The 18,679-nt window shown below is 66.5% G+C and carries 12 protein-coding genes and 1 pseudogene; 5 read left to right on the top strand and 8 right to left on the bottom strand.

Going from position 1 to position 18,679, the window contains the following annotated elements; translation table 11 throughout:
* Positions 1-128 precede the first annotated feature (128 nt).
* Together ACAM55_RS09315 and ACAM55_RS09310 are read left to right on the top strand one after the other, a co-directional pair.
* Positions 129-3,521, top strand: coding sequence for an ATP-binding protein (locus ACAM55_RS09315; protein ID WP_369655746.1), 3,393 nt, complete (start codon positions 129-131; stop codon positions 3,519-3,521).
* A complete protein-coding gene (locus ACAM55_RS09310; protein ID WP_369655745.1) occupies positions 3,499-4,407 on the top strand; it encodes a response regulator in 909 nt (302 codons plus the stop codon). Before ACAM55_RS09315 ends, ACAM55_RS09310 begins: the two co-directional genes overlap by 23 nt.
* A gap of 678 nt (positions 4,408-5,085) precedes the next feature.
* Here the strand turns inward: ACAM55_RS09310 and ACAM55_RS09305 are convergent.
* Positions 5,086-6,216, bottom strand: coding sequence for an ATP-binding protein (locus ACAM55_RS09305; protein WP_369655744.1), 1,131 nt, complete (start codon positions 6,214-6,216; stop codon positions 5,086-5,088).
* A gap of 128 nt (positions 6,217-6,344) precedes the next feature.
* Here ACAM55_RS09305 and ACAM55_RS09300 point away from each other — a divergent pair, with 128 nt between their 5' ends.
* A complete protein-coding gene (locus ACAM55_RS09300; protein ID WP_369655743.1) occupies positions 6,345-6,629 on the top strand; it encodes a DUF1488 family protein in 285 nt (94 codons plus the stop codon).
* Here the strand turns inward: ACAM55_RS09300 and ACAM55_RS09295 are convergent.
* Together ACAM55_RS09295 and ACAM55_RS09290 are read right to left on the bottom strand one after the other, a co-directional pair.
* Positions 6,615-7,529 (bottom strand): DMT family transporter, encoded by a 915-nt coding sequence (locus ACAM55_RS09295; RefSeq protein ID WP_369655742.1) that lies wholly within the window; start codon positions 7,527-7,529, stop codon positions 6,615-6,617. The two genes, ACAM55_RS09300 and ACAM55_RS09295, sit on opposite strands and share 15 nt — an antisense overlap.
* Before the next feature lie 31 nt (positions 7,530-7,560).
* Entirely contained in the window at positions 7,561-8,334 is a 774-nt protein-coding gene (locus ACAM55_RS09290; protein ID WP_369655741.1) for a helix-turn-helix transcriptional regulator, read from the bottom strand.
* Between the two features lie 145 nt (positions 8,335-8,479).
* On the opposite strand from ACAM55_RS09290, the gene ACAM55_RS09285 reads away from it, so the two are divergent.
* Positions 8,480-9,298, top strand: a complete 819-nt coding sequence (locus ACAM55_RS09285) for a substrate-binding domain-containing protein (protein WP_369655740.1) — start codon at positions 8,480-8,482, stop codon at positions 9,296-9,298.
* A 60-nt stretch (positions 9,299-9,358) separates the two neighbouring features.
* Positions 9,359-10,105 (top strand): transporter substrate-binding domain-containing protein, encoded by a 747-nt coding sequence (locus ACAM55_RS09280; protein ID WP_369655739.1) that lies wholly within the window; start codon positions 9,359-9,361, stop codon positions 10,103-10,105.
* Positions 10,106-10,127: 22 nt separating this feature from the next.
* Here ACAM55_RS09280 and ACAM55_RS09275 read toward each other — a convergent pair whose 3' ends face one another.
* The 5 genes and pseudogenes from ACAM55_RS09275 to alaS all read right to left on the bottom strand — a co-directional run bounded on the left by ACAM55_RS09275 (position 10,128) and on the right by alaS (position 18,436).
* The gene (locus ACAM55_RS09275; protein WP_369655738.1) at positions 10,128-10,538 is read right to left on the bottom strand and encodes a hypothetical protein; all 411 of its coding nucleotides are present in this window, start codon (positions 10,536-10,538) and stop codon (positions 10,128-10,130) included.
* 11 nt (positions 10,539-10,549) lie between these two features.
* Positions 10,550-12,769 carry a M1 family metallopeptidase gene (locus tag ACAM55_RS09270; protein ID WP_369655737.1) on the bottom strand — a complete coding sequence of 740 codons (2,220 nt, stop codon included), beginning with the start codon at positions 12,767-12,769 and terminating at the stop codon, positions 10,550-10,552.
* Between the two features lie 692 nt (positions 12,770-13,461).
* Positions 13,462-14,721, bottom strand: coding sequence for a D-amino acid dehydrogenase (locus tag ACAM55_RS09265; RefSeq protein WP_369655736.1), 1,260 nt, complete (start codon positions 14,719-14,721; stop codon positions 13,462-13,464).
* Between the two features lie 58 nt (positions 14,722-14,779).
* Positions 14,780-15,812, bottom strand: a pseudogene (locus ACAM55_RS09260) (2-dehydropantoate 2-reductase).
* Positions 15,812-18,436, bottom strand: a complete 2,625-nt coding sequence (gene alaS / locus ACAM55_RS09255; RefSeq protein ID WP_369655735.1) for an alanine--tRNA ligase — start codon at positions 18,434-18,436, stop codon at positions 15,812-15,814. The pseudogene ACAM55_RS09260 and the gene alaS overlap by 1 nt, the downstream one beginning before the upstream one ends.
* Positions 18,437-18,679 lie beyond the last annotated feature (243 nt).

The following is an 18,679-nucleotide window of genomic DNA, read 5'->3' as shown; positions in this document are numbered from 1 at the left end:
CGGAGGCGCGCCTGCAGCCAGACTCGCAGGCCGTGCACCGGTGGCGGCAGGTGGCGAAAAAGCAGGGAGCGCTTCTTGCTGTGTCTGCCGCCATGCCACTGCCGCCGCCCTCGCCGCAAGAGCCCACCATGCAATCCGTCACCGGCCAGAAGATCTTTCGCATCCGCCGCGACTACAACGCGTGGGTCGCGAACGAAACGCTGGAGGACTACGCGCTGCGCTACACGCCGCGCAGTTTTCGCAAGTGGTCGGAGTTCCGCGTGGCCAACGCGGCCTTCGGCGCCACCTCGTTCCTGGCGCTGGAGGCTATCGGCGGGGCCATCGCGCTGAACTACGGCTTCTCGAACGCGCTGTGGGCCATCCTGGTGGTGGGGCTCATCACTTTTCTCACCGGCCTGCCGATCTCGTACTACGCGGCCCGGCATGGCGTGGACATGGACCTGCTCACGCGCGGGGCGGGCTTCGGCTACCTGGGCTCCACGCTCACCTCGCTGATCTACGCGAGCTTTACCTTCATCTTCTTCGCGCTGGAGGCGGCCATCCTCGCGCTGGCGCTGCAGCTGTACCTCGACTGGCCATTGCCGCTTCTCTACCTGCTGTCGTCGATCGTGATCGTGCCGCTGGTGATGCGCGGCATCACGCTCATCTCGGGCCTGCAGTTGTGGACGCAGCCGATCTGGATCGTGCTGTTCGTCTGCCCCTTCCTCGCGGTGCTGCTGAAGAAGCCCGAGCTGTACGCAGACTTCACGGGCCTGGTGGGCCGCACCTCCGACAGCAGCGGCTTCGATCCGCTGATGTTCGGCGCCGCCGCCACGGTGGCCTTCTCGCTGGTGGTGCAGATCGGCGAGCAAGTCGACTACCTGCGCTTCCTGCCCGAGAAGACGGCCGCCAACCGGGGCCGCTGGTGGGCCGCGGTGCTGGTGGCGGGGCCGGGCTGGATCGTGCCGGGCATGCTCAAGATGATGGGCGGCGCCTTCCTGGCTTTTCTTGCGCTCCAGCACGAGATCCCGGGCAAGCACGCCATCGAACCCACGCTGATGTACCTCACGGGCTTTTCGTATGTGCTGCGCGACCCGGCCTGGGTGCTGGCGATCACCACGCTGTTCGTGGTGGTCTCGCAGATGAAGATCAACCTCACCAACGCCTATGCGGGCTCGCTGGCGTGGTCCAACTTCTTCGCGCGCCTGACGCACAGCCACCCGGGGCGCGTGGTGTGGCTGGTGTTCAACGTGGTCATTGCCATCCTGCTGATGGCGCTGGGCGTGTTCGCGGCGCTGGAGCACGTGCTGGGCTTCTACAGCAACATTGCCATCGCCTGGGTCGGCGCGCTGGTGGCCGACCTGGTCATCAACAAGCCGCTGGGCTGGAGCCCGCGCACCATCGAGTTCAAGCGCGCGCACCTGTACGACATCAACCCGGTCGGCCTGGGGGCGATGCTGGTGGCGGCCGCGCTGGCCATGCTGGCCTACTCCGGCGCGCTGGGCCAATGGGCGCGGGCGTTCTCGCCGTTCATCGCACTCATCACGGCGCTGGCCGTCTCGCCGCTCCTGGCGTGGCGCACGCGTGGGCGCTACTACCTGGCCCGCACCGACATCCAACGCTGGACGCCCGGGCAGATGGTCAAGTGCTCGGTGTGCGACAACAGCTTCGAGTCGGAGGACATGGCGCACTGCCCGGCGTACAGCGCGCCGATCTGCTCGCTGTGCTGCACACTGGAATCGCGCTGCCACGACCGCTGCAAGACCGACTCGCGCGCGGCCGAGCAGATGAGCGGCTGGCTCAAGGCGCTGCTGCCGCCCGCGCTGTCGGGGCGGCTCAACTTTCGCGTGGCGCACTACCTGATGGTGGCCACTTCGCTCGTGGCGCTCGTGGCCACGGTGATGGGCGTCGTGTATGCGCAAGAGACCATCGTGGGCTCGGACCTCGTGGACCCGGCCCTTCGCAGCGCTTTTCTCAAGGTGTTTGCGCTGCTCTCGCTGGTGGCGGCGGTGGCCGCGTGGTGGATCGTGCTGGGCAGCGAGAGCCGGCAGATGGCGCAGGAGGAATCCAACCGCCACAACCACCTGCTCACCGTCGAGGTAGAGGCGCACAAGCGCACCGACGCGGCGCTGCAGACGGCCAAGGAAGCGGCCGAGGCCGCCAACCAGGCCAAGACCCGCTACGTGGCCGGCATGACGCATGAGCTGCGCACGCCGCTCAACAGCATCCTGGGCTATTCGCAGATCCTGCTCAAGGGCGAGGCGGTAGCGCCGCCGCGCGACGCGGTGCAGACCATCCAGCGCAGCGGCGAGCACATGCTCGGCCTGATCGACGGGCTGCTCGACCTGGCGCGTATCGAGGCCGGCCGCCTGCAGCTGGAACCCGCCCCGCTCGCGCTGCCCGCCTTTCTCGACGAGCTCGTGCACATGGTGCGGCCGCAGGCGGAGAGCAAGGGCCTGGCGTTCGTGTACACGCACAGCGGGCGGCTCCCGCCCTGGGTGCATGCCGATGCCAAGCGGCTGCGCCAGATTCTCATCAACCTCCTGGCCAATGCCGTGCGCTTCACCGACAGCGGCACGGTCACGCTGCATGTCGACGCGCGGCGCGAAGTGCTGCGCTTCGACGTGGTCGACACCGGCATCGGCGTGGCGCCGCAGGACCACCAGCGCATCTTTCTTCCGTTCGAGCGCGGCGCCGCCGGGCGCCGGCGCGGCGAGCCCGGCACCGGCCTCGGCCTCACCATCACCGGCCTTCTCACGTCGCTGATGGGCGGCGAGCTGCGCCTGGCCGCCACCTCGCCCGCGGGCAGCACCTTCAGCGTGCGGGTGTACCTGCGCGAAGTGGCCGACCCGGGGCCAGAGGCGCAGTCCGGCGCACTGCGGCGGCCGGTGTCGGGCTACATCGGCGCGCGCCGCACGCTGCTGGTGGTCGACGACCAGCCGGTGCAGCGCCAGATGCTGGCGGGCATGCTCGCGCCCCTGGGCTTCGAGGTGCGCGAGGCCGCAAGCGGCACCGAGTGCCTCGACAGCCTGCGCGAGAACCTGCCCTCCGCGATTCTGCTGGACCTCACCATGGACGACATGGACGGCTGGCAGACCGCGGCACTGGTGCGCGCCTCGGGCTTCGACCGCATCCCGATCATCATCGTCTCGGCCAACATGTTCGAGAACCAGAGCGAGCTGCTGCGCGCCGCGGGCTGCCAGGCCTTCGTGGGCAAGCCAGTCATCGAGTCGCAGCTGATTGCCACCCTGGAGCGGCACCTCGGGCTCGAATGGCTGGCTCTGAACGATCCCATGCCGCCCCCGGTTGACATCGCGCCGCGGCCTCAGCAGCTCGCACTTTCCGAGGACGACCGCGCCGAGCTGATGCGGCTGGTGCAGATGGGCCACGTGCGCGGCCTGCACCAGGTGCTCGACCGGCTCGCCGCCGCTTCTCCGCCCGCGGCCGTGACCTGCACCTGGCTGCGCGGCATGGTCAACCGCTTCGATCTCGACAATCTCCGCAAGGCACTCGCAGAAGATGCAGACACTCTCTCCCCCTGAAGCCGAACGCCACGTGGTGCTGGTGGTGGACGACGCCCCCAGCAGCCTGGGCATGCTGTGCGACACGCTGGAGGCCAGCGGCTACACCGTGCTGGTGGCCGCCGACGGCGAAGCCGCACTGCAGCGCCTCGAACTGGTGGTGCCCGACGCCATCCTGCTCGACGGCATGATGCCAGGCCTCTCGGGGTTCGAGACCTGCCGGCGCATCAAGGCCAATGCGGCGCTCGCGCACATTCCGGTGCTGTTCATGACCGGGCTTTCGGAAACCGCGCACGTGGTCGAAGGCTTCGAGTGCGGCGGCGTCGACTACGTGGTGAAGCCGATTCGCGCGCAGGAAGTGCTCGCTCGGTTGCACACGCACACGCGCAATGCGCGCATCACGCGGATGGCGCGCGATGCCGTCGACGTCGCCGGCATGGGCGTGGTCTTTGTGGATGCGCACGGCCGCATTGCCTGGCGCTCACCCCAGGCCGCGCTCTGGCTCCGTGCCCTCGACGCAGCACCGGCCACGGGGTTGCTGCCCGCATCGCTCGAGGCCGTGCTGGCGCCCGGTGCGGCCGTTGCACTGGTCACGGCGACGGGCACACGGCTGTCGGTGCGCAACCTGGGTGCTGCCGCGCTTGGGGAAACCATGCTTCTTTTCGCCACCCAGCGTGAAGGCACGCCGGGCACTTCTTCTTCGGCACGGCTTGCCGAAGCAGCACTCACGCCGCGCGAGACCGAGGTGCTTTCGTGGCTTGCCAAGGGCAAGACCAACCGCGACATCGGCGAAATTCTCGGCACCAGCCCGCGCACGGTGAACAAGCACCTCGAACACATCTTCGAAAAGCTCGGCGTGGAAACACGCGCTGCCGCAGCGGCACTGGCGAGCGGCCAGCTGGCCTGACAGCAGAAAAGAGGGCCGGCAACACCACGTCTGTCCGGCCCTCTTTTCTGTCTTCTTACCTCTTTGGCGCCGGCGTTGCTGGCACCGCGGGCGTCGCTGTGTTGGTGTCCGACTTGGACGCCGGCACTGCGGGCGTCGCTGGCGTTGCAGACATCGTGGACGATGAAGATTGCGGCGACGGCGTGGCCGGCGTTGCAGGCGATGTGGCCGTGGCTGGCGTTGCTGGCGTTGCGGGTGTCGCTGGCGTTGCGGCATTGGCCGAGGCGTTGGACCCGCTGGTCGCGCCCGCGCCACTACCCCCCGCGCCCGCGGCGGCGCCTACACCGGCACTGCCGCCTCCGCCTCCGCTGCCGCTACCGCCACCCGAGCCTCCACCGCCGCCACCTCCACCGCCGCCGCCCGCGGCCAAGGCAAGGGGTGCAACGCAGGCGCCCATGAGAACCGCCACCAGAGTCGGTGCAATACGTCGTTTCAGCTTCATCGAATTGTCCTTGTTGATGTTTCGACAGGAGCAAACTAGATGAGGCCGGCAACCGTCCTTGTAGTCAAAAGTCATCATGGAAGGCCGGTCCAGTCGGTCGGATGCCGTGCCGCTATGCAATGAATAGCGGTGCAGCCTTGTTCGATAGGGGCCCGCAGGGACTACGGCCATCGGCCGCCCGTGCAGGGCGAGCCTTGCTATTTCTTGCCGCGAGGCAAATGAACGGTAAATGCCGTGCCGTCTGCCGCGGACGACGTCACCGTGATGGTGCCGCCGTGGCCCGTCACGATTTCCCGCGCAATGTAGAGGCCGAGTCCCAGGCTCGTGGCAGGCCGCTCGTGCGGCGCCGATTCGCGGGTCGCAACCTGCACCAGCGGGTTGAAGATCACTTGCATCGCGTCGGGAGGAATCGGCCTTCCCCGGTTCTTGACAACCAGGGTCGCATGCGCCTCTTCGTCCCTGATCAGCAGCACCACGGGATAGGTCGGGTCGCCGTGCTGCACGGCATTGCTCAGGAGGTTCGTCAGGACCTGGCGCATGCGGGCCGGGTCGAACATCAGGACCACGTCGCCTGGCAGATCCGCGACCAGTGCCCGCTGGGGATACGCCGCGCACACCTCGTCGAAGGCCTCCTGGCACAGGGCGCCCAGGTTGCCTTCCTGCGGAACCACCTCGATGCCGCGGCCGAGCCGGGTGCGCGTGTACTCGAGCAGGTCGGTCACCATGTCGTTGATCGACGCAATGCTTCGCCTCGCGACCTGGAGCGTCCGTTCCTTGGGCTTGGCATCACCTGCCAGGCTGAGGAGATGGATGCAGGAACTGAGCGCGCTCAGGGGGTTTCGCAGGTCGTGCCCCAGCACGGCCAGGAAGGTGTCCCTGGAATTGGCGACATGGTCGGAATACGTGGCCATGGCCTCTGCAAGGCCCTGGTCGATGCCCTCGTTGAAGCGCACCACTTCTTCGAGCACCGCGGCGTCGACCGCGCCCACCTTCCCCATCCACAAGCGAAGAACCGTGGCCCGCAGCGCGCGATATTCCGCGCCCAGCTGAGACAGATCGAAGCCCACACGCTGGCGCAAGCCTCCATGTTCGGCGGCAAAGGTCTCTGTTGCGAACGGTACGGCAAGCCCCTTGGACTTGGCTTCGCGCTCCTTTTCGGATTGCGTGGACTCCATTTCGCTTGCAATGGCCAGCAGGATTTCATGCGCATGGTCCCGGAGCTCGACGACGGACATGGTCTCCGCCGGTGGGATCATCGTTCGCGCAAAGGATTCCCACTCGACAAGAATGGGTTCGATGTTGTCTTTGATGAATTGGCTCAGGCGCATGCTGGAGCGAGTATGCGCCCGTGTAGGACAACCGGCGGTTCGGCGAACAGCGCCTGCCTGCCGGAGCGACGGAAGAAGGGGTACTCGACGAAGCGTATCCTGAAGCCCCTCGTACCGGAATACATCCCATGACCGAACAGCCGCTTTCCGGGACGAACCCCGTCGCCCCGCCCTTCTTCCACGAGGCCTCCGGCACGGTCCGCTTCTGGGTGCTGATCGATGGCCAAGCGATGGGCGCGAGTATTGGCCGGGAGATCCTGCACTACCGCTACCACTCCGGTGCCCAGGGCGACGATCCGCTCGAAACCTACACGCAGCACGCCGACCAGATGGAAGCGGCCGTGCGCCGCCGGGTTGCGCAAGGCTCCATCGAGCCCGTGATGCTGCGCGAGTACGACTTACCCCGCGCTTGATTTCGCCCGGCCACCGCGCGTCCAGGTACCGCTTGCCAACGCCACGCCGACCACGGCGCTGGTGATGGCCAGGAGGTCGACACCCGTGATGGGTTCGGCCAGCCACCACCACCCGCCCCCCGCGGAAAAGACGGGCACCAGTCCGCCGAAAGCCGACGCCCGAGGCGCGCCAAGGCGCGAGACGGCAGCGCTGAAGATCCATAGCCCCAGCAATCCGGCAATCACGCCTTGCATCAGTGCCTGCCACAGCACGTCGCGCACGGGAGCGTCGACCAGGCCCGTTTCCCCTCGCCAGAGCAACCATGGAACAAGCAGGATCGCCGACCATGCATTGACGACCGCCGCGCCTTGCCATCCGCTGAGGCCGGACCGCCTGAACGACAGCGTGAACCCGGCCCACAGCACGGCCGCGAGAAGAAAAAGCAGGTCGCCCCGCCAGGCGTTGGTATCGATGCCGCGAAAACTTCCTGCGCCCAAGACTGCCATGCCTGCCACGAGGAATGCCAGCCCCCACGCGCGCGAACGGTCCGGACGGTCTTTCCAGAGCATCCACGCGAGCCCCGTGGCAAAGAGCGGGGATGCGCCCGCCATGAAAACGCCCATGTGCGCCGATGGGGCAAACTTTGTTCCGGTCATGGCGACGAGCCCGAACGGCAGTCCGGCGCCAAGGACCATTCCCAACAGCCAGCGCAACGGCACCCCGCGAGGCAGCAGCCCCACACGCAGCCACACAGGCGCAAGAACCATGGCCGGTATGGCATAGCGCAGGACGGCCAGGTCGGCCGGAGCGATCGTGGTGATCGTCGAGTGGCGCGTGGCCACCTGCCAGGCGCCCCCGACGAGCGCCGAGGCAACACCGGCGGCCAAGCCGACCGAAACGCGAAAATCGACCAACTGCATGCTCCGTTGAGATGAAGCACGCAGTGTTCAATCAATGCAGATGGGGCGCTTCCAGATTCGTGCGCATCTGGCTCGGAGCCATTCCGAAGGCGCGCCTGAATGCCACCGTGAAGTGCGCGTGGCTTGCAAAGCCCAGGTCAAGGGCGAGCGCGCTGATGCTCTGCTCGCCTTCGCGCAGGCGATCGAGCGCGAGCGTCATTCGCAGCTGATTGCGAAACCCGTGCAGGCTCATTCCCGTGTGCATGCGAAACCGGCGCGCCAGGTGAAATGCCGAACAGTGCACCGCGCGGGCAATGTCGTCCAGTGTGTCGCCGCGCTCCGGCGCGGCGGCAATGTAGTCGCGCGCGCGTTCAACCGCACGATGGATCTTCGACGGGCCGAGCCGATCGGCCGGCCGCACGCTCTGGACCAATCCGAGAAGGCGCTCCTGCATCTCCAGCGGGTCGATCGCCAGTGCCGCGTTCGCTTGCAAGCATCGACGCAAGATCGCCTGGCCGCTCGACGGCAAACAAGACCGGCCCGCTGGCTCGACCTCTTCCGCGAGCGCGAGAACCACGCTCCGCTGCCCACCCACCGGACGCTTCAGTTGGTACGGATCATCGGGCGACAACCACAGTGCGGCCGCCGGATCGCATACGAAAGCGTTGGCGCCAAGACGGCATTCGAAGCGCTGCGTCAGCGGCAGCAGCAAGCGAGGCCCTTGCACGCGGTAAGGCGCGCTCCACGTTGGCTCGGCAGCATCCAGCGTGGCCAACTGGCAGCCGATGGATTCGCTTTCGAAGAGAACGCTGCGAAGATAGGTCATGGATCCCGACAAGGAGCGATCAGCGAACAGCCGCCTTCTCCATTCTGACAGCCAAGCTGCCCGCCCTGGTACTTACCCCAAAAATGCTGAAGGCTGATTGACAGCCTCGCTGCCTACGATGGAGGCAAACCACTCAGGAGACGCCATGAAATCCCAGCCTTTCTCGTTGAATCGCCTGACCCGTCGCACCGTTCTGCTGGCCGCCGCGGCGGTGCTTGCCGGATGCGGCAGCCTCGGCAGCCCGCCGCGCGCTGGCGGTGACCTCCACGTGATGACCTCGGGCGGTTTCACCGCGGCCTACAACGACCTGCGACCAGGCTTCGAGCGCAGCAGCGGCCGCACGGTCAAGACCGCGTATGGCGCTTCGATGGGCAATGCCGAGGATTCGATTCCGAGCCGGTTGTCGCGCAACGAACCGGCCGACGTGGTGATCCTTGCGCGGCCGGCGCTCGACGCGCTGGTGGCGCAGGGCAAGGTAGTGCCGGGAAGTCAGGTCGACCTGGTCAGGTCGTCGATCGGCTTCGCGGTGCGCAAGGGTGCGCCCAAGCCCGACATCAGTACGGTCGATGCGCTCAAGCGCACGCTGCTGGCCGCGCCTTCCATCGCCTACTCGGCCAGTGCCAGCGGCACTTATTACGAAACCGAGCTGCTCAAGAAGCTCGGCATCGAAGACCAGGTCAAGCCCAAGAGCAAGCGCATCCTGAGCGAGCGCGTGGGTACGGTGGTGGCGCGCGGCGACGCGGCGCTGGGACTGCAACAGGTCAGCGAACTGCTGCCGATCGAAGGCATCGACTACATCGGCCCGCTGCCAGCCGAGGTACAGCGCGTGACGGTGTTCTCGGCCGGCATTGCCACGGCCTCGAAGCAGCCCGAGGCAGCGCGCCAGCTGATCCGCTATCTCAATTCGCCCGAGGCCGCGCCGACCATTGCGAAGACCGGCCTCGAGCCGCTGACGGCACGTTGATGCGCTGATACGGCCGGTCAGTAAACTGGCGCTCATCCTCCTCCTGAAACGATGGACGCCATGACCCAGCCACAGCCCATTGCCCCTGCTCTTGTTTCCACCTTCGCGCCCAGCGGCACGCTGCGCGCGTCGATCAATCTCGGCAACCCGATCCTCGCGAACAAGGACGCGGCCACGGGCGAACCGGTCGGCGTGTCGATCGACCTCGCGCGCGAGCTCGCGCGCCGGCTCGGCGTGGGCATCGAGCTCGTGGTGTTCGAGAAGGCGGCGGCATCGGTCGACGCGGTCAGGAACGAGAAGGCCGACATCGGCTTCTTCGCCATCGACCCGGCGCGCAGCGAAGGGCTGCGCTTCACCGCGCCCTACGTGCTGATCGAAGGCAGCTACCTCGTTCGCGACGCATCCGAACTCACCGACAACGCCCAGATCGACCGCGCGGGCCAACGGATTTCGGTTGGCGCGGGCAGCGCCTACGACCTCTTTCTCACGCGCGAAATCAGGCAGGCCGAAATCGTCCGGCTCCAGGGCGCGGCAGCCGCGTTGGCGGCGCTGCGTTCAGGGCAGGTCGAGGTGGCAGCCGGCATTCGCCAGCTGCTCGAGGGCGAGGCACTGCGCGAACCGGGCGTGCGTGTGCTGCCCGGCCGCTTCATGGTGATCCAGCAGGCCATGGGCACGCCGGCCAGCCGCGGCGCCGAGGCACAGGCCCTGCTCGCGGCCTTCGTCGAGGAGATGAAGGCCAGCGGCTTCGTGGCCAGCGCGCTCGAACGCCACGGCATCGAAGGCGCGATCGTCGCGCCCGCAGCCTAGCCGACGCCTCTCATCGCGCAGCTCACAGCTTGTGGACCTCGACGGGTCCTTGCGAATAGAACAGGAAGTACCCGGTTCCGGTGCTGAAGTCGTTCTTCTTCCAGCCCGGCGGCACCTTGAACACGCCGAGCTGCCCGCTCGCCACGCCGACGAAGGCGGTGTTCCCGGTGTCGGTGGTGATACGGCGCCAGGCTTCGCGCGTGACGGGCTCCATCTGCATCTTGGGTTCGCTCCACTCGGCGGTGCGCACCTTGTCACGCATGATGTAGCGGCCGCCCTGCCGCTCGATCTTGACCAGTTCCTTCAGAACGCCGTTCTTCTTCACGGCGTAGACGCCGACCAGTTCAGCCTCGGGCCCGCCGCGCGCGCCGCAAGCGGTCAGCAACAGCAGCGCCGATGCGCCGGCCACCAGACAGTTCAGTGCTTTTTTCATGGTGATGCTCATCAGCGCTTCTCGTTGTCGCGCAGCTTCAGGCTGCCCTGGTAGCGCAGCGCGTGCGGATAGTCCTCCTTGCCGCCCGCGTCCTGCACCATCGTCTTCTGCTGGCTGGCCTCGGTCTTGGCAAGGAGCGTGGACGGCAGGTTGACGATGTTCTTGATCTGGTCGTACTGCGCCTGCGTGATGCGGCCGACCGACAGCAGGCGAAACGCGTCCCTTTCGATATTGAGCAGCAGCGGCTTGTTGTCCGCAAAGTTCTGCGCCTTGGCCAGCAGGTCGCTCCACGACTGGGTGCTGTAGTTGCTCACGTAGTAGTCCTGCCCGGTCGGCCCGGCAAGCACCGCGGTGCAGCCCGGAAGATCCAGCTGCGTGGTGCTGCTCGCCATCACGAAGGTCTTGCGCTGTTCCATCGCATCGCCGTAGGCCAGCGTCACGGGAATGGTCCACGAAGACGCCGGATAGACGTTCTGGTTGGGAAACGGCTCCTGGCTGATCGACACGTAGGTGCGGTCGCCCGCGCATTGCGCGTCCACCGTCAGCAGCGGCACGCCGGTCTGCCGGATGAAGCTGTCGCCGATGTCGGTCACCTTCTTGCCGCCGCTCGCCTTCTCGAGCGAGCTCCACAGCCGCGACGGCGTGACGTTGCCGAAGGCATAGTCTTTCAGGTAGATCTGCAGACCCTTCTGCATTGCCTCCTCGCCGATGTAGTTCTGGATCATCTCCAGCACGTGGCTGCCCTTGTTGTAGACGAAGATCGAAGGGCTGATGAAGCCGAAGGAGCCCGCATCATTCAAGTTGCGCTGCACGGGCACCGCGGTATTGCGCAGGTCCGCCACCACCACGGTGTGCTTGTCCAGCACGTAGTCGGAGAAGCTGTAGTAGTCGGGGTGGAATTTGATCGTGGTGCGGCGGTCGAACCAGCGCGCGAACGATTCGTTGAGCCACACGTTGTCCCACCAGTCGAGCGTGACCAGGTCGCCGAACCACTGGTGCGCAATTTCGTGCGTGACCACCGTCACCGAGTACAGCGTGGGCGTGTCGCCCGGCTTGGTCAGCACGCGGTCGGCAAACTCGAAGATGGAGCCCCAGTTCTCCATGCCGCCAAAGCCGGTGTTGGGCTTGTTGTCGTAGCTGTCGTTGGCCGCCACGGTGTCGAACTTCTTGAACGGCAGCGGAATGCCGGTGTAGTTGTAGTAGTAGTCCATGGCCACCTTGGTCCATTCCATCGCGAAGGTGGCCCAGCTGGAGCGGCCCGGCGGCGTGAACCAGCGCAGCGGCATCTCGCTGCCGTCGAGCGGACTCTTGAAGGTGTCCGAGAGAATGTCGAACTTGCCACCGCCAAAGAAGGCGAGGTACATCGGCATCGAAGGCGTCTTCTCGAACGACACCTGCTGGTAGCCGTCGGGCAGCTTGACGGCCGACTTCTGCGCGGCGTTCGACACGGTCTGCCAGTCGCCCGGCACCTCGGCCGAGATCTCGAAGGTGTGGCGGAAGGCCGGCTCGTCCCAGCCCGGGAACCATTGCCGCGCATAGTTGGTTTCGCCCTGCGTCACGATGGCATCGCTACTGACGCCTTCGGGCGTGGAAAGGCCCACCTTGAAGACGCCGGTCGCGGCCGAGCAGAACGGGTTGCGCGCCATTTCCTCGGGCGGGCAGTACTCCGCATCCGAGAACTGGATCTTGCCGTCCCACTCCATGTGCAGCAGGTACTTGCCCTTGGCAATCTGCCCGTCGTTGAGCCGCAGCTGAACGAAGTCGCCCAGCGTCTGCGGCGTGGGAATAAGCGCAATCGCCTCGGAGGGATTCGACAGTTTGCGCAAGGTGGTTCGGCCGTTGGCAAACTTCAGGTTGTGCGCGGCCACGACGATCGCATCGACCGGCTTGAGCACTTCGATCTCCACGTCGCCTCGCCCCACGAAGGTCTTGAGCTGCGCATCGGGCCGGAACCACAACTTGTAGTTGACGGGCCAGACGGTGTCGGGCAGTTCCATCGGCTTCGCGGACCGGTCGATCTGGGCCACGGCCGCGTCCGGTGCAAGCGCCGGTCCGTCGTCGGGCGCCTTGGGCGATGCGGAACTGTCCGCCGCGAGCGAGGGCGCACTCAGCGCGCTGCCTCCCAGGGAAGAGTCGCCGCCGCCTCCTCCACCGCCGCAAGCCACGAGGGTGGCAAGTGTCACGGCAGTGATGGCCAGATGATTGACGGCTGGCTTGACAAATTTCTTCATGATGATGAACGCCTCTTGGTAAAGACAAGCGCCGCTGTGCATGCACCGGCGGATAGCCGGCAATGCACGAACGCGCGCAGTGATGGAATGACCGACACATCGAGCAGGTAGCACCGCACCCTCCCGGCGAACGAGACGTTCGTCAGGAAAAGCGGGAGCTAGCCATGCTTTGTTTTTTCAGCCGGCGCGGCACGAACGTGCAGCACCGGACCACCTCGCGAGCAATGCAGGTGGCCCCAGGATGCGGGGAGTGATGGGTTCCATTCCCGTCGATGCGCGAGGGCGATGGAATGCGGCTGAGCCTGAGTGCCTGGACGGTTGGCTTAGTGCAAGCGCGTCATCGCTGCGTACTCGTGCACGTCGATGACGATTGAAATAGCGGTCGCAACGGCAAGTTCTCTTGTAGCTGTTCTGAATAGCTTCACGTGCGTCTCCCTCCTTGGAAGTGCGCACATTTTTAGCTGAGCACAGATGACAGCGTCAACGAAGCACGGAACTTTTCCCTCTCAAAATGTTCGCGCGCCATACGACGAATGGAGTCATCGATTGCATGCGCGCAATGCGCTACGAAGATGGTTCTTTCTTCATGCCGCGCGCAGCATGCGGGGCAGGAGCATCCGGCGAATCCGGTGTGACCATGGAGCCACACTGATTGCGCGGCAGCCCGGAAGATGTCGCGCAGCGCCGCTTGATCAGCTCCCGCCGTAGCGCGCCACCGTCAGGCCTTCCATGTCGATCGCGGGCTGCCTGCCGTCGATCAGATCGGCCATCACGCGGCCCGTGCCCGCCGCCATGGTCCAGCCGAGCGTGCCGTGGCCGGTGCTCAGCATCAGGTTGGGAATGCGCGTGGCGCCGATCACCGGCGTGCCGTCCGGAGTCATGGGGCGCAGGCCGGTCCAGAAGGAAGCCTCGCGCACATCACCGCCCCTCGGAAAGAGATCGGTCACGACATGCTCGAGCGTGTCGCGCCGCCCGGCATCGAGCGCCAGGTCGAAGCCCGAGAGCTGCGCGGTGCCGCCAACGCGGATGCGGTCGCCGAGCCGGGTGACGGCCACCTTGAAGGTCTCGTCCATCACCGTGGATTCGGGCGCGCCGCTGGCATCGGAAATGGGCACCGTGATCGAGAAGCCCTTGACCGGGTACACCGGCAGGTCGATGCCCAGCGGCTTGACCATGGCCGGCGAGTAGCTGCCCAGTGCCACCACGTAGCGTTCTGCGGTGAAGCTGCCGGCGTCGGTTCTCACGGCGGTGACGCCGGCGGCGCCGTGCTCGATGGCCTGGATGCCCACGCCGAAGCGGAACTTGGCGCCGGCCGCCTCGGCCAGCGTGGCCAGCGCCTGCGTGAACTTGAAGCAGTCGCCGGTCTCGTCGCCCGGCAGGCGCAGCCCGCCGACGAACTTGCCCTTCACTGCCGCGAGCGCCGGTTCGTATTGCACGCAGCCCTCGCGGTCGAGCACCTGGTAGGGCACGCCGGAGGCCTTGAGCACTTCCACGTCCTTGGCAATGCCGTCGAGCTGCTTCTGGGTTCGGAAGAGCTGCAGCGTGCCCAGCGCGCGTTCGTCATACCGGATGCCGGTGTCGGCACGCAGCGTCTTCAGGCAATCGCGGCTGTATTCGGCGAGCCGGACCATGCGGCCCTTGTTGAGCTCGTAGCGCGCCTGCGTGCAATTGCACAGCATCGACAGGCCCCAGCGCCACATGGCCGGATCGAGCATGGGCTTGATCACCAACGGGCTGTGCTGCATGAGCATCCACTTGATGGCCTTGAGCGGCACGCCAGGCCCGGCCCAAGGCGCGGAGTAGCCGGGCGACACCTCGCCCGCATTGCCGAAGCTCGTTTCGAGCGCGGGCGCCGGCTGGCGCTCGAGCACCGTCACGTCGTGGCCCGCACGCGCCAGGTAGTAGGCCACCGAGGTGCCGATGACACCGCTGCCGAGGATCAGAACCTGCATGAGAACAACCCCTTGAAAGCCGCACGCGACACCGGCCCCGAGGGTACAAGGTTCCGCGCTACAGGCCGAGTGCGTCTTGCAATTGCCGTGCCGTCCAGGCGCCTGGGCTGGCGCGGCCAGTCTTCGAGCAGCGCGAACATTCTTGCGTTGCGGGGCGCGTCCAGGTCATGGTCTTGCGCAAGCCGCACGACTTCGCCGCTGAGCGCATCGATTTCGGTGCGCCGTCCGAGCGCCAGGTCGTCCGCCATGCTGGAGCGGGCCTTGGCATCGATGCACAGCATGCGCGCCGCGACGATGCGAAACAGCCAGTCGGGCAGCCGCAACACCGCGGACAGCCGCTGCGCCGGCACCGCGGCCACCTGTGCCGGCGCAATGCCGGCCCGGCCGAGCACGCCCAGCGCCTCGTCGATCAGCGCGGCAAAGCAGCGCCGGTAGCCACGCTGCAGCAGTTCTTCGCGCAGCGGCAGCCCGGAGAGCGCATTGACGGGGTTGTTGAGGTTGAGCAGCAGCTTGCCCCATTGCACCGGCAGCAGGTCGGCGTACAGGTCGAGCGGCACGCCCGCACGCTCGAAGACCGGCTGCCACGGCCGCAGTGCGGTGTCGTCCTTGGCGGCCAGCCGTCCGGCCGTGCCACGGTGAAAGGCACCCGGGCCGATCTCGGCCACGTTGTACGGCACCATGCCAGGCAGCACGCCGAGCGTGGGCCCCGCCTGCGAGGCCGCGGCACAGTTGGAAATGCCGTTCTGGAACGAGACAACCGTGGTGCCCGCGGGCAATGCAAAGGCAAGCTCGGCGGCCGCCTCGGCCGTGGCGCCGCTCTTCACGCACAGGAGCACCAATGCCGGCGTGGCCCCTGCGGGCACCTGCTCGCTCAACCGAAGGCCGGCGGCCGGCAGGCGATGCGTACCGCCTTCGAGGTCGCTCAGCGTGAGGCCATGTTCCGCAAGGCCCCGCAGCACGCGTGGCCGGCCGACGAAGGTGACGGGAACACCCGCCGCCGCCAGGCTGCCGCCGATGAAGCAACCGATGGTGCCCGCCCCCATCACCAGCACTTCGCCGGGAGGGTGGCCGAGCACCTCGGTAGAGGCCATCAGGTGCGTTCCGCCACCCAGGCTTGCACCGATTGGAGCGCGGCCGGCACGCCTGCGGGGTCGGTGCCGCCGGCCATGGCCATGTCGGCCTTGCCGCCGCCCTTGCCGCCCACTTGCTGCGCGACGAAGTTGACCAGCTCGCCGGCCTTGACCTTGCCCACCGTGTCGCTCGTGACGCCTGCAGCCACCTGCACCTTGGCGCCGTCGACCGCGGCCAGCACGACCACGGCCGTCTTGAGCTTGTCCTTGAGCTTGTCCATGGTGTCGCGCAGCGTCTTGGCGTCGGCCCCGTCGAGCTTGGCGGCCAGCACCTTGATGCCGTTGACGTCCACGGCCTGCGCCAGGAGCTCGTCGCCCTTGGACGAAGCGAGCTTGCCCTTGAGCGAGCCTACTTCGCGCTCCAGCGCCCTCACCTGCTCCAGCACCTGCGTGAGCCGGCCCTGCAGCTCGGCGGCCGGCGACTTGAGCGTGGCGGCCACGCTCTGCACCGTGGCTTCGAGGTCTTGCAGGTAGCTGAGCGCGTTGGCGCCCGTGACCGCTTCGATGCGGCGAACGCCGGCAGCCACGCCACCTTCGCTCACGACCTTGAACAGGCCGATGTCGCCGGTGCGGCCCACGTGGGTGCCGCCGCAGAGTTCGCGGCTGGTGCCGATGTCGAGCACGCGCACGCTCTCGCCGTACTTCTCGCCGAACAGCATCATGGCGCCGGTCTTCTGGGCCGACTCCATGTCCATCACGCGCGCATGCGTCTCGGTGTTGGCGAGGATCTCGGCGTTCACGCGCTTTTCGATTTCGAGGATCTGGTCGTGCGTGACAGGGGCGTTGTGCGCGAAGTCGAAGCGCGTCTTGTCGGCATCGACCAGCGAGCCCTTCTGCTGCACATGGCCGCCCAGCACTTCGCGCAGCGCCTTGTGCATCAGGTGGGTGACCGAGTGGTTGCGCATGGTGGCGGCGCGGCGCGCGGTGTCGACCGCGGCCTTGACCGCGTCGCCCACCTTCAGCGTGCCTTGCGTTTGCGTGCCGTGGTGCCCGAACACGTCGGCCTTGATCTTCTGCGTGTCTTCCACGCCGAACTGCACGCCTTCGGCCACCAGCACGCCCTGGTCGCCCACCTGGCCGCCGCTCTCCGAATAGAACGGCGTGGTGTCCAGCACCACGATGCCGGGCTGGCCTTCCTTCAGCTCTTGCACCGCGGCGCCTTCGAAGTACAGCGCCACGACCTTGGCGTTTTCCTCGAGGTTTTCATAGCCGGTGAAGACGTTGCCCGCGCCGCCGTATTCGACGTTGCGGTCCATCTTGAACTTGCCGGCGGCACGGCCCGCGGCCTTCTGCTTTTCCATGGCGGCGGTGAAGCCGGCTTCGTCGACGCTCACGCCGCGCTCGCGGCACACGTCGGCCGACAGGTCGAGCGGGAAGCCGTAGGTGTCGTGCAGCTTGAATGCGACCTCGCCCGGCAGCGTCCTGGCATCGCCGGCCAGGGCCGCATCGAGAATTTCCATGCCGTTGGCCAGCGTTTCGAAGAAGCGTTCTTCCTCGGCCTTCAGCGTTTCGGTGATGCGCTTCTCGTCGACCTTGAGCTTGGGATAGGCGTCGCCCATCAGCGCCACGAGGTCGGGCACCAGCTTGTGGAAGAAGGGCTTCTTCTGGCCCAGCTTGTAACCGTGGCGGATGGCGCGGCGCACGATGCGGCGCTGCACGTAGCCGCGGCCTTCGTTCGACGGAATGACGCCGTCGGCCACCAGGAACGAGGTGGCGCGGATGTGGTCGGCAATCACGCGCAGCGAATTGTTGCCCAGGTTCTTCTCGCCGGTTTCGCGCGCCGCGGCCTTGATGAGCGCATCGAAAATGTCGATCTCGTAGTTGCTGTGCACGTGCTGCAGGATGGCAGCCAGGCGCTCCAGGCCCATGCCGGTGTCGACGCAGGGCGCGGGTAGCTTCTTGACCGAGCCGTCGGGCTGCATGTCGAACTGCATGAACACGTTGTTCCAGATCTCGATGTAGCGGTCGCCGTCCTCGTCGGGGCTGCCTGGCGGGCCGCCCGGAATCTCGGGGCCGTGGTCGTAGAAGATCTCGGAGCACGGGCCGCAAGGGCCCGTGTCGGCCATCATCCAGAAGTTGTCGGACATGTAGCGGCCGCCCTTGTTGTCGCCGATGCGCACCACGCGCTCCGGCGGCAGGCCGATTTCCTTGGTCCAGATGTCGTAGGCCTCGTCGTCCTCGATGTAGACCGTGGCCCAGAGTTTTTCAGCCGGCAGCTTGTAGACCTCGGTCAGCAACTCGAAGGCCCACTTGAGCGATTCGCGCTTGAAGTAGTCGCCGAAGCTCCAGTTGCCCAGCATCTCGAAGAAGGTGTGGTGGCGCGCGGTGTAGCCCACGTTCTCCAGGTCGTTGTGCTTGCCGCCGGCGCGCAGGCACGCCTGGACCGAGGCGGCGCGAACGTAGGGACGCTTGTCTTCGCCCAGGAACACGTCCTTGAACTGCACCATGCCCGAGTTGGTGAACATGAGCGTGGGGTCGTTGCCCGGTACCAGCGAGCTGGAGGCCACCACCGTGTGGCCCTTGGAAGCGAAGAAATCGAGAAAGGTCTTGCGAATGTCCGCGACCGTGAATGTGGGCTGGCTCATCTTTGGATTTCGTCTGCTGTCGAGGGCGGCCTGGCGATGGCGACCCTCTCGTCGAAACCACGGCGTCGAACCGACCTGACTGCTTGATTTGCTTGAACAATCGATTATAGGTTTGGCTACCGGACCGCGCCCCCGCAGCCGGGAGCGGCACTGCCCGGCCCCCGGAACCCTGAAACTAATATGAACGTTAGCGCGCAGAACCAAATGCGCCGGGCCTCGTCCTATTCGTTTCAAAGGTGAATC

This window comes from Variovorax sp. V213, assembly GCF_041154455.1.
Classification (GTDB): Bacteria; Pseudomonadota; Gammaproteobacteria; order Burkholderiales; family Burkholderiaceae_C; genus Variovorax.
This window is presented reverse-complemented; position numbering and strand designations above follow the sequence as displayed.